This window comes from Solibacillus sp. FSL H8-0523 (assembly GCF_038051985.1).
Lineage (GTDB): Bacteria > Bacillota > Bacilli > Bacillales_A > Planococcaceae > Solibacillus.
On record NZ_CP150291.1, the window covers coordinates 2,817,173 to 2,830,261 of the forward strand.

At 39.7% G+C, this 13,089-nt stretch carries 9 protein-coding genes; all 9 read right to left on the bottom strand.

The features are described from left to right. Positions 1-6: 6 nt before the first annotated feature. Positions 7-2,628, bottom strand: a complete 2,622-nt coding sequence (gene mutS, locus NSQ62_RS14020; protein ID WP_341320752.1) for a DNA mismatch repair protein MutS — start codon at positions 2,626-2,628, stop codon at positions 7-9. Positions 2,629-2,811: 183 nt separating this feature from the next. Continuing rightward, positions 2,812-3,387 carry an outer spore coat protein CotE gene (gene cotE, locus NSQ62_RS14025; RefSeq protein WP_341320753.1) on the bottom strand — a complete coding sequence of 192 codons (576 nt, stop codon included), beginning with the start codon at positions 3,385-3,387 and terminating at the stop codon, positions 2,812-2,814. A gap of 151 nt (positions 3,388-3,538) precedes the next feature. Next, entirely contained in the window at positions 3,539-5,734 is a 2,196-nt protein-coding gene (locus tag NSQ62_RS14030) for an EAL domain-containing protein (protein ID WP_341320754.1), read from the bottom strand. Between the two features lie 204 nt (positions 5,735-5,938). After that, a complete protein-coding gene (locus NSQ62_RS14035; protein WP_341320755.1) occupies positions 5,939-6,376 on the bottom strand; it encodes a RicAFT regulatory complex protein RicA family protein in 438 nt (145 codons plus the stop codon). Between the two features lies 1 nt (position 6,377). Further along, positions 6,378-7,904: a tRNA (N6-isopentenyl adenosine(37)-C2)-methylthiotransferase MiaB gene (gene miaB, locus NSQ62_RS14040; RefSeq protein WP_341320756.1), complete on the bottom strand. Its 1,527-nt coding sequence runs from the start codon at positions 7,902-7,904 to the stop codon at positions 6,378-6,380. A gap of 76 nt (positions 7,905-7,980) precedes the next feature. Further along, complete coding sequence (locus NSQ62_RS14045; RefSeq protein WP_341320757.1) at positions 7,981-8,325, bottom strand: hypothetical protein; 345 nt, start codon at positions 8,323-8,325, stop codon at positions 7,981-7,983. Positions 8,326-8,994: 669 nt separating this feature from the next. Then, a complete protein-coding gene (lepA, locus tag NSQ62_RS14050) occupies positions 8,995-10,824 on the bottom strand; it encodes a translation elongation factor 4 (RefSeq protein ID WP_341320758.1) in 1,830 nt (609 codons plus the stop codon). Positions 10,825-11,091: 267 nt separating this feature from the next. After that, positions 11,092-11,907 (bottom strand): stage II sporulation protein P, encoded by an 816-nt coding sequence (gene spoIIP / locus NSQ62_RS14055; protein WP_341320759.1) that lies wholly within the window; start codon positions 11,905-11,907, stop codon positions 11,092-11,094. Positions 11,908-11,945: 38 nt separating this feature from the next. Further along, the gene (gene gpr / locus NSQ62_RS14060; protein WP_341320760.1) at positions 11,946-12,977 is read right to left on the bottom strand and encodes a GPR endopeptidase; all 1,032 of its coding nucleotides are present in this window, start codon (positions 12,975-12,977) and stop codon (positions 11,946-11,948) included. Between the last annotated feature and the right edge of the window lie 112 nt (positions 12,978-13,089).

Here is a 13,089-nt window from a genome sequence, read left to right on the forward strand (position 1 = left end):
CCCTCCTTAGTTATTGCCTACTAATTTTTGCTGTAGCTCGTACAGTAATGTCATCGCTTGCATTGGTGTTGTTCCCATGACATTTAACTTCGCTAATGTGTCTAACACTTGTTTTTGTTCCGGTGAAAGCGCGGGTTCGTCACTGATGTTAAACAATGATAATTGTAATTCATCTTCTGCTACTTTTGCTGGTGCTGGTTGAACCACTTCAGCTTGCTCTACTGGTGCTTGTACAGCCAGTACTGGTTTTTCTGCACCTTCTGCTTCAAACTGTGCAAGTAACACACGCGCGCGCTGCAGGATTGCTTGCGGCATAGCAGCTAGTTCTGCTACATGGACACCGTAGCTTTTGTCGGCTGCACCTTTTTTTACTTTGTGCAAGAATACAACTCGTCCATCTTGCTCGGTCGCACTCACATGCACATTTTGTAGACGTGCTAGCTCGTTTTCTAAATCCGTTAACTCATGATAATGGGTTGAAAATAATGTATTGGCACCGATTTCGGTATGGATATACTCCATCATTGCCTGTGCTAAACTCATGCCGTCATACGTTGATGTTCCGCGCCCAATTTCATCAAACAGCATTAAGCTATTTTTCGTTGCATGCGTTATCGCGTGCTGTGATTCAAGCATCTCGACCATGAACGTCGATTGACCCGCTGCTAAATCGTCCGCCGCACCAATACGTGTGAAAATTTGATCCGTAATTGGCAAGCTTGCTTCTGCTGCAGGTACATAGCAGCCCATTTGCGCAAGCACGACAATTAACGCTACTTGACGCATATACGTACTTTTACCCGACATATTCGGTCCGGTAATCAGCATCATATTTTTCTCATCGGTTAATACGCAGTCATTTGGCACGTAGCTTTGTTTGTTCAGCATTTTTTCCACAACGGGGTGACGACCTTCGATTATTTTTAATGCGCGTCCTTCATGAAATACCGGCTTTGTAAAACGGTATTTATCCGTTACGGTTGCAAAACTCATTAACACGTCTAACTCACTAATGTTTGCTGCGAGCTTTTGAACGCGCGGGATATACGTTTTTAATTCATCACGTAGAGCGACAAATAAGTTATACTCAAGCGCTAGACTTTGCTCTTCGGCATTTAAAATTAATGCTTCTTTTTCTTTTAGTTCTTCGGTAATAAAACGCTCGGCATTTGCTAGCGTTTGCTTACGTTCAAAGCGCGCTAAATCGGTATTACCTAAATGCGACTTCGTAATTTCAATATAATAACCAAACACACGGTTATAGCCAATTTTTAAGTTTTTAATGCCTGTTAATTCACGTTCTTTTTGCTCGAGCTGTGCAATCCAGTCCTTCCCATTACGTGAGGCGTCACGGTATGCATCAAGCTGTGCATTGTAGCCATCACGAATGACATCGCCTTCTTTAATCGAAATCGGTGGATGGTCAGTAATTGCCTCGGCAAGAAGTACTTCTATATCCGCGCAGACATCAAGCTGTTGCCCAAGTGCAGCTAGTTTTTCACGGCCACTCTCGATTAGTTTTTGTTGAATTAGCGGCACTTGGCGTAATGACTCACGAAGCTGTGCTAAATCACGGCCACCTACCGAACCAAATGCTACACGTCCTGCTAAACGTTCTAAATCATAGACGTTTTTTAGCAGTTCGTTTAATTCCTGACGTAAGAAAAACTCTTCAAGTAGCTCCGTCACAACAGATTGACGCGCTTCAATGGCATTCTTACTCGCAAGTGGCTGGTGCATCCATTGCTTTAATTTACGGCCACCCATTGCGGTAACTGTTTCATCTAATAACCAAAGTAACGTGCCTTTTGCATCGCCACCACGGATGGATTGGATCAGCTCTAAATTACGTTTAGAGTTTGTATCAATACGTAAATAGCTATCTGCTTCTGTGAACGTAAACGCTTGAATATGTGATAGTGAACGCATTTGTGTACGTTCTACGTATTGTAATAAACGTTTTGCGACTGCCTGTAATGGCATTGGTAATTGTGAGACATACTGCGCAGCACGCACATCATCCATTTCCTGTTGTTCAAGTGATAACACGATGCCGCTTGTTTCGGCATAGTCGGCCATTAACAACTGCAACTGCTCTGTAACAATTACCTCTTTAATCGCGTAGGCTTGGAGCTGCTGCGTAAGTTCCTTTGCGCTTCCTTCAATAATCGATGTATTGGCTTCCCCAGTCGACACATCTAAATAGGCAAAGGCAATTTCGTTTTGTGACAGCGCTTCTGCTGCTGCGATAAAGTGATTGGTTTTCCCATCAAGTGTCTTACCTTCCATGATTGTCCCTGGTGTAATCACTTGTACCACTTCACGTTTCACGACACCTTTTGCATGTTTTGGATCCTCTGTTTGCTCACATACCGCTACTTTAAAGCCTTTTGCGACAAGTGTTTCAATATAGCCCTTCGCTGCATGATGTGGCACACCGCACATTGGAATCGGGTTATCGGTATTCCCCGCGCGCGCTGTTAATGTAATTTCTAGTAGTTGTGATGCTTTCACTGCGTCGTTAAAAAACAGTTCATAAAAATCGCCTAAACGATAAAATAAAAACGCATCTTGATAGTCTTGTTTTACGAGCAAATATTGCTGCATCATCGGTGTATATGTAGTCATTTTTTGTTTCCCTCATTTGCTAAACTTGTACTAGCTATTATACCACTTGCACAGCAATTTTCCTTAAGTCAGGCATAAGAAAAGTGCTAAAGCACCCTTTAAGCCCCGAAATGAACGAGGAGCTGACGATTTAACCTATACATTGAAAAAAGCTCAAGCACCTCATGTACTTGAGCAAAAGACTTATGAAAATGATGAGGAATCGAACGCTTCGCCAGATGAACTTGAAGATGATGAAGACGATGAGGATGAGCTTGATGTACTCGTTGAATCATGAGAACTTTCATCGAATGACCAATCCTCTTCAAAATCAGACGGATGGACATTAATAACAACTGTTGTCTCACCAATAATCTCAACTAAAAATTCACGTTCGATTGTTACTTGGAACTTTTCACCTGATTTTGTAATGACCGCTTCAATACAGTTTGGTTGCTGCAAGACGCGTACCTTTACATCATTTGAATCCACTTCTTCCCCATCACGAAACGATAATTTGACGCGATCTTTATAAGCAATTGTTTCCGTATGCACTGCTGTTTTGGAATGGTTACTATACGCATACCAAACATTCACATCAAATTTCCCTGTTATATCTACAAATTTCCCGTTACGCTTTGCCTGGTATTGATGATTAATAACCCAGCACCCTAATATACTTGTCGGTGCATTGGGCGGACAAAGAAGCTCCTTACACTCGGTTCGCTTTTTCCCTTTTGCAATGACCGCTCTTGTTACAATTTGACGCAAACGCTTCACAAAAACTTCTCTCCTTTCTTCAACTACTGCTAATGTATGCGGCAGTTGCCTAAAGGGTGAAATGGTATGAATGGCTACATAAAATCGAGAATAACCTTATCACAACCTGATTTCTCCACGAAAAAAGGAATGTTAAAAGTTAAAAAAACCTTTAACATTCCCCCATTACATGTACGGTATCCTCGAGTAATTTATCAATATCATCAAGTGGCATTGGTCGATAATAATAATAGCCTTGGCCAGTTTGACAGCCGAGTCGTTTTAATTCCTCATGCTGTTCTTCGGTTTCAATGCCTTCTGCGACAGAAACCATATTTAAATTTTTTGATAGCTGAATAATCGTTTTTACAACAGCATTCATGCGTGAATCTGCTAAATAATCGACAAAGCTTTTATCAATTTTAATTTCTTCAAATGGTAGCTCCTGTAAATAGCTTAACGACGAATAGCCTACACCGAAATCGTCAATCGATGTGTCAATTCCATATGTTTTTAATTCATTAATTATTTTTTTCGCACGCTTCACATTGTCTAATTCAACACTTTCGGTAATTTCGAACTTAATATACTTCGGATTTACCTGATAGCTTTCAATTAAGGCAACGGCGCTTTCAACAAAGCCCGGATGATAAAAGTGCGTTGGCGATATATTGACCGAAACTTGATAAAGCTTTCGTCCAAGCTCCATACGGTTTTGCTGCCATTGTAATACTTTACGTAGTATTTCACGGTCGATTTTATAGATATTCCCTGTATTTTCGGCAATCGGAATAAATAATGCAGGCGATACAAAGCCAATCTCTGCAGAAATCCAACGAGCCAATGCTTCGAAGCTTTCGATCTCCCCAGTAGCGATATTTACTTTTGGCTGTAACATCGGGAAAAATTCATCATTTTTCAACCCTTTTGCAATATGTACAAGTATATTCATTTCTTCTTCTACCGATTCAAGATGGCTTTGTTCAAACTTTTTAACGACGGTGCCTGTAGCTTTTAATGCATTCGATAGTGCTGTGTCTGCTTGGCGGATTGCTTCCATAAACGGTTCATATTTATTAAACGCAGATTTACCGACTTTCAGCGTGACATAAGTTTCTTTTTCATGAATATAATACGGCTCAAACAGCAGTTCATCCTTTTCCTGTTGTGGAATATTTATTTCCTTAAACGATTGACGACTCGCTACAATAATTGAAGAATTTGTATAACGGGCAATGACCGAATCATCATACGTTGATAAGTTTTGCAAGCGACATGCGAGTTGCCTTAAAATTTCATCGCCGCCCTGTCGTCCATGTAAATCGACAATATTTTGATATTCACCTGGTTCAATAATATAAAGATAGCCTTCGCAGCCATGTGCGATTAACGCCATCATACTACTTTTGAAGTGTTCGAAATTTTTTAAACCGGTTGCCACGTCTTGATACGCTAATTGGTGAATCGCATTTTTTTGGTCAAAGTATTTGACCGCAAGTGTAATGATCGGTGCAATACGATTTAAAAATTTAAAGTCAGCTGCCTTTGGTTCAATCGCTTGCTCAAAATAGATTGTGAATAAACCAATAACTGTACCTTCTGTATTTAAAATCGGCTGGCTCCACATAGAAAAAAACGGATATTTTTCAAGGAGAGGTGCAAAAATCTGTTGATAATCCGATTCATGTAAATTATTTAGTATTACGGGCTTTTTGATAAGTTGCTGTTCACGATAGGTTAACCCGATTAAGAAGAACTCTTCTGGGAAAGTATTTCGCTCACTAGCTAGATCACCGTAGACCCTTTTCAGCCGATTGTGTTCATCGACTAACGCAATCGAACATACACACTTCTTCCCAAAAGTTGCGCCCACTGTACTACAAATATTATTTAATACTTGTTCGACTGCCGTGCCATTCTCTAGGCTAAAGAACACATCCCGCTCTAATTCAATCAGCGATTCAACATTCATTGCTTCGGTTGCATCCTTCATCAGGATCAAACTATATTGTAATTCCCCTAGCTGATTCCGCATTGGTAAATTGTTTACTTCATTCCAAAATATTGAACCATCCTTGCGGTAATGTAACGAAGAAGTTTTAAACGTCAAACCATTTTCAATACTCTCTTGAATAGCTTCTTCATTTAATAAATCTGATGATGGCCCATGTAATTTGGCTAAAGTTGCGCCATTCATGTCATATTCACTGTACTCGGTCATTTGTGAAAACACATGGTTCACAAAATCAATCGTACAACCCTTTTTGATATTGACAATTACAGCTGCAACATCTAATTGCCTGGCCATTTGACAGAGCCAAAAATACATCTCTGCGTCACTTAAACTTCGATTATCGAATTCGCTCATATTTCGCGTCCCTTCTAATTGTTCACACTAACTAAGTAGTATAACAAAAGACTCAAGTAATTACGACTCACACTACATACAATAAAGTATTAATTATTAATATATTTTCTTTTTAAGGTATAATTTTACTTTATAAATAGTCGGTTTAACTAAAAAAAGACTAGCGAAGTAACTTACCTGTTTCGCTAGTCTTTTCTATTTCAATTATGAACATGAACCAGGTACACTGTTGCGTACTTTTGAACCTGTTTCTCCTTTTAGTAAGTCGCCGTCAGTTGAAGCGATGACTTCGTTTGTTACGGTATTGGCAATCGCACTTGATACAAGTTGCAATAAATCGTTAACCTCTACTTGAGACTGCTTGAATTGTTGAACAACTGGTAATTCATCGATTTCCTGTTCAATGCCTTCAATCTTTGTTTCCATTGTTTTTAGCGCGCGCTCTTTCCCTAAGTGCTGGAAGTTCACAGCTTGCTTTTGTAATGTTTTTAATGAAGCAATTTTTTCGCGAACAAATTGGTTTTCGTTAATTTGCTCTTCTGCTTTTTTGAAAAACTCCACTTCTTCTGTGTTCGCAATCATGTGGGCAATTTCTTTCGCCTTTTCTACGATTTCGTCTTTCGTATACAATTTTGTTGTCATGCTACCGCACCTCTTCTTTCACTTCTTCTAAAAACTCACCCATTAATGAGTAGCTTTTAGCCTCTGTAATTTTTACATGCACAAGCTTCCCAATATATTTGGGGTCTGCCTTAAAGTTCACAAGACGGTTTTTTCGCGTATAGCCAGCTAAAACATCGTCTCGTCTTTTACTGCTACCTTCAACCAATACTTCTACTACTTGACCTTCTAAATCTTTTAATGCTTTGGCAGAAAATTCACCCACGACTGCATTTAAGCGGTGCAGGCGGTCTTTCTTTTCTTCCTCTGATACGTTATCGACCATTTTCGCAGCCGGCGTACCTTCACGTGGTGAGTAAATATACGTAAAGGCCATCGCAAATCCTACTTGGCGATATAAATCAAGCGTTTCCTGGAATTGTTCCTCTGTTTCATTCGGATAACCGACAATAATGTCCGTAGTTAATGTCACATTTGGAATCGCTGCTTTAATTTTATCAACTAATTGTAGGAAATGCTCGCGTGTATATTTACGCGCCATAATTTTTAAAATGTCATTCGAACCAGATTGGACTGGTAAGTGAATGTGGTCGACTAAGTTACCACCTTTAGCCAATACTTCGATTAACTGATCGTCAAAATCGCGCGGGTGACTTGTTGTGAAACGAATGCGCGGAATATCGATCTTGCGTAATTCGTCCATTAAATCCCCTAAACGGTATTCGATATCGTCAAAGTCTTTACCATAGGCGTTAACGTTTTGACCAAGCAGCATAATTTCCTTGTAGCCTTGTGCTGCTAATTCACGCACTTCCTGAATAATTTCATCCGGTCGACGTGAACGTTCTTTGCCGCGCGTATATGGCACGATGCAATATGTACAGAATTTATCGCAACCGTACATGATATTCACCCATGCTTTAATCGAGCCTAGACGTTTTTTCGGCAAGTTCTCAATAACGTCGCCCTCTTTTGACCAAACTTCTACAACCATTTCTTTTGCCATATACGCATCGTGTAGGATGTTTGGTAAGCGGTGAATATTATGCGTACCGAATACCATGTCAACATGTTGATACTGCTTTAAAATTTTGTTTACCACTGATTCTTCTTGCGACATACAGCCACAAACGCCAATTAGCATTTCTGGATTTTTACGTTTATATTTTAACAAGAAGCCTAGCTCACCGAATACTTTATTTTCTGCGTTTTCACGAATCGCACATGTGTTCAGTAACACCACATCTGCTTCTTCAATGTTTTCAGTCGATGTATAGCCAAGCTGCATGAAAATACCAGCCATTACTTCGGTATCATGCTCATTCATTTGACAGCCATAAGTACGAATATAAAACTTACGATCTTGTCCCATTCCTAAAAACTTGTCTTCAATATCAAAATCCTTATGATATTTCACTTCTTCTTTACCGCGTTTTTTCGCATCTTTTAGTGAAGGAGCTGTAAATACTTTCTCAAAATATTTACTATAGTCTTTTTCTTCTTTTGGTTGTTTAATCTGCTGACTAGCTAGTCGTTGTTCTTCGTTCATCGACTACTTGCCCCCCTATCATTTATTACAGTCACTCATTTCAACATTATAGCGAACAGTTCCTAGTAGTTACAAGCTAGTCGAGTAATTGTTTATAACTATTTATGTCATTTGTCCGCAAAATTGTAAGAAATGTGACACTTAATTTCATTACCTGCGACCAATTCATTGCATACTTTGCTTCAAACTGATGCTTTGGTAGCTTTAAGGCATCTTGAAACAGCTGTTTTGCATCGAGCTGTTGTTCATGTAAATATGCTAAGAAGGCCAAAAATAATTTGTGGTCCTCGAGCACCAGTTCTTTACTTTCAAGCAGTGCGTGCATGCGATTACTGGGTGAATTTGCACGCGCCAGTAACAGTTCAAGCCTTTGCTCCAGCTTGTCATTTTTGTATTGTAAAAAATTCAAAATGTCCGTCATGCTCCACCTCCCACGCAAAAATTCATGATTTCCTTATTAACTTTAGCAGAAGTTGCGGAGATTCTCATTAGAAAAGTGGTGGTTCGTATATAGTTTACTATTTAAATTGGCGGGCAATTCAACCTCAAATACTTTGTAATTTGAGGTTGGATTTGCGACGAAAGCGTAGCGGCAGGAGTATTCTTCAATGCCGTTGCACCTACCAGTATATTATTTAATATCGAAATAAATATCCCAAAATCACAAAGAATTAGTAATTCTAACCGCTAGTATTAATCCAATTCTTGATAATTTAACTTAATACAATAATATTCTCTTAATAAATGAACTCACTGGTTATGACAGAGTGTCGCGAAGTGAAGGGGTGAGCATAAGAATCATTTGCTTCAACGAAAAGAGTGTAGGGGCGGACTCCTTGGCGATTAAGCGTGCGCGGAAAGAAGGTTGCTCCTGTCGCTGTCGCTTTCGTCGCAAAGCTTTTTGGCAAAAGCTTTGGAGCCACGCCGCCCGGAAAGCCTGTCCCGGAACGCAGTACAACGGACTAAAGGTAAGACATTCATCAATATCAGCGTACAGTTCCCGTAACCTTGCAAAGCGGCCCCGACGTTATAGAACTGAAAAATAAAAAGACGGAAAGAATTTAATCTTTCCGCCTTCAACTTGTTTATTTTACTTCGTATCATCCATCTTCAGTACCGCCATGAATGCTTCTTGTGGTACTTCTACTGAACCTACTTGTTTCATACGTTTTTTACCGGCTTTTTGCTTATCAAGTAATTTACGCTTACGAGAAATGTCACCACCGTAACATTTTGCAAGAACGTTTTTACCCATTGATTTAATCGTCGAACGGGCAACCACTTTTTGGCCGATTGCTGCTTGAACTGGTACCTCGAATTGTTGACGAGGAATTAATTCTTTTAGCTTCTCAACGATGATTTTTCCGCGTTCATAGGCAAAGTCTTTGTGCACGATGAAGCTTAATGCATCGACTTGCTCGCCGTTTAATAGGATATCCATTTTGTTTAACTTCGAAGGCTGGTAACCAATTAACTCATAGTCAAATGATGCGTAGCCTTTTGTATTTGATTTTAAGAAGTCAAAGAAGTCATAAACGATTTCTGCTAATGGCATTTCGTAGACGATTTTTACGCGTGTCTCATCCATGTAATCCATACCTGAGAAGTTACCGCGTTTCTTTTGACAAAGCTCCATAACAGCCCCAACGTATTCGTTTGGTACCATGATTGTTGCTTTTACGTAAGGCTCTTCGATTTTATCGATTTTTTGTGGATCCGGCATCATTGATGGGTTATCCACTTTTAAAATCGAACCATCTGTTTTTGTTACTTCATAAATTACAGAAGGCGCTGTTGTAATTAAGTCAATGTTGAACTCACGCTCGATACGCTCTTGGATAATTTCCATGTGTAATAGTCCTAAGAAACCACAACGGAAACCAAAGCCTAACGCTTGAGACGTTTCTGGCTCATATTGTAACGCTGAGTCATTTAACTCTAATTTTTCTAACGCTTCACGTAAATCGTTGTATCTCGCTGTGTCGATTGGGTAAAGACCGCAGTATACCATTGGGTTTAACTTACGGTAACCTTCTAACGGCACTGTTGCACCATGTGGACCTGCATGTGTTACTGTGTCACCTACACGCGTATCTTGCACGTTTTTAATTGATGCTGTTAAGTAACCTACGTCACCTACTGTTAATTCGGCTTGTGGTACAGATTTCGGTGTATGAATCCCTACTTCGATTACTTCAAATTCCGCGCCCGTTGCCATCATACGAATCGTATCACCAGGCTTCACTGTACCATCGATAATACGAATCGAAATGATTACACCTTTATAGGCATCATAGACAGAGTCGAAAATAAGGGCTTTTAATGGCGCTGCTGGGTCTCCAGTTGGTGCTGGAACTTTTTCAACAATTTGCTCTAAAATATCGACAATACCAATACCCGCTTTAGCAGATGCCAGTACTGCTTCTGATGCATCTAAACCAATAACATCTTCTACTTCAGCACGCACACGTTCAGGATCTGCTGCCGGTAAATCGATTTTATTAATAACTGGTAAAATTTCAAGGTCGTTATCTAATGCTAAGTAAACGTTTGCTAACGTTTGTGCTTCGATCCCTTGAGCTGCATCGACTACTAAAATAGCCCCTTCACATGCAGCTAATGAACGTGACACTTCGTATGTGAAATCGACGTGTCCTGGTGTGTCGATTAAATGTAACGTATACGTTTCGCCATTTTTTGCTATATATTTTAGCTGTACAGCATTTAATTTAATCGTAATCCCACGCTCACGCTCTAAATCCATTGAATCTAAAAGCTGAGATTTCATTTCGCGTTGTGTCACTGTTTGTGTTGTTTCTAAAATACGGTCCGCTAACGTTGATTTCCCGTGGTCGATATGTGCGATAATCGAGAAATTTCGGATATTTTCTTGGCGTTTTAAGCGTTGTTCTCGGTTCATAGTTAATCCCTCTCCTAATTAGAAAAAACACCGCTTTATTGTCGTTCAAAGCCTGGTGTTATGACGTATGTAAAAAATACCTCACTTACTTTTCTACTAAAATACAGCCTCTATGCTCGCATGTTTTACGTACGCACGCGCAATAGAGGCCTTTCGTATCTTTAATTATACTATGAAAGTGCGCGTTACGACAACAGCGAACGCGTGTTAACTGAATGCATTTTTTCTAATACGGATAAAAAATGTGCTTTACTAGACCAAAAAATGCTACACAATCGTTTCGACAAACGCCAAACGAATCGCTTGCGCTAATACCGCCATCGTTCGTTGCAGCTCTTGTTCGGTATTATCTATGCCGCCAAACTCAATGAGCAACATATTTGGCGATAAGTCCTGATTGTAAACACCATTCACACCCGTACCTTGTTTTTTCATAATTCCGCGTGAAATGCCTGGTACAATGCTGTTTAATTGTTCACTTAGTGCATTTGCATGCCCTAAATTCGATTCAAATCCAGCATAATCAGCGCCAACGACAAAGGCAATTTTCGCATAGGTTTCATCTTTATGTTTAAGCGTCGTTACTTTTTTTGATGCAGAATCGCGATGGAAATCAATTACTAACTGATAATCGCTTTCTTGCAAATAATTCGCTAATACCGGTCTTGCAATTTTATACGCTTGATGGAACTTGGCATTCGTTAAGTTGATTTCGGTCATCACATCAAAATCTACAAAATGCGGGGTAATATCATTCAGCTCTAAATAGTGCGCCATCATTTGCTGCATTGAGTAAATATTGGTGTTTTCATCATATACAGCTTTTTGCCCCGTCGTTTGCTCAACAATCGGCTTATAGGATTCATGTGAATGTGTAAAAAGCATCAATACATGAAACGGTTCTATTTGTTCCATTACCGGCGCTGGTGCTGGGACATCTGTTGCAGCATACACAAAATGTGGCTGCTCTTTTTTTTCGGTTGCCATTTTATTGTTTGGAAAAGGGAGTTGCCCAATCAGTATAGGCAGTGAAAATAAAAGGCATAGCAAGATCGTAAAGCGTTTTAGTTTTTGCAAACACATCACCCTTTCCCCACTACGATATGGAGATCAGATGAAAATTAGAACGTTTTCCGAGCGTTTTTTATCCAGTCAAACAAACTTTCACTAATTAAAAATGCAAATTGATTTAACCAAAAATCGACCTCTTTCGGCGTCACGATTAACCGCTCTGGATGTGAGCTAAACACCTCTTCAAACAATTGGCGCCGGTCTTCCTTTGGCCAATTTACCCATTGTCCAAAAATCGGTTCTAGCGTGGATAAATCGAGCGCTTCTGACGTTGGCGTCCAATTCGTTACTGATAATTTATGCGAAGGCTTATCCTTTTCACTAATTTTTGCAGCGATTGATTGAAATACTGCTTCGACTGCATCAGCCATTAAAATAGGCGCTTCGACAACCGTTGGAATCCCAATCGCACTTACTGGTACATTTAATACTTCCTTTGAAATTTCTTTGCGGTGATTGCCAACACCGCCACCGGGTTGAATGCCGGTATTCGTTAATTGAATCGTACGACACAGCCTTGCACTGCCACTTGTTGCAAGCGCATCAACAATAATGACAAGCTCGGGTTGGATTTTTTCGGTCAAGGCTTGGACATAATCACTCGTTTCAAAGCCCGTTTGTGCGGTCACACCCGGTGCATACAAAATAAAATCGGGTGTTTCCTGCTCTGACTGCTTTTTATGCATCGCATCAATGACATATGGACCAATTGCATCTGGTGTAATCGTTTTATTTCCTAGTCCAATCACTAATATTTTTGATTGTGCCGTAATGTTAATGTCCTTATGCAATTCCTGCAAATAATGTGTAAGTGATTCTTGCATTTGTGAAAAGCCATGACGATCTTCAGAAGTAAGTGTTGGAATGGAGAGTGTGACATACGTTCCTTGTTTTTTATGCACCTTCTCTTCACCAATAGCATTTACTTCCACTTTTGTGATTTTTACGCGGTTTTGTTGCCATTCTTCTATCTTAATACCGCGCTCATCACTTAAATTTTCCTTTAACCGATCATTTGATTGGAAAACAACTTCTGCTGTTTCATCAATTAAATCTGTACGATTCCACGTAATTTCTTGCATTTTAACACCTCCACTTGCAGTCTGTTCAAACTGTCAAGTAAATATTCTTTGCAATTATGTATTGCAATTCCCTCAATCCTTTGGTAGAATGATTTTTGTTGTATTGACACAT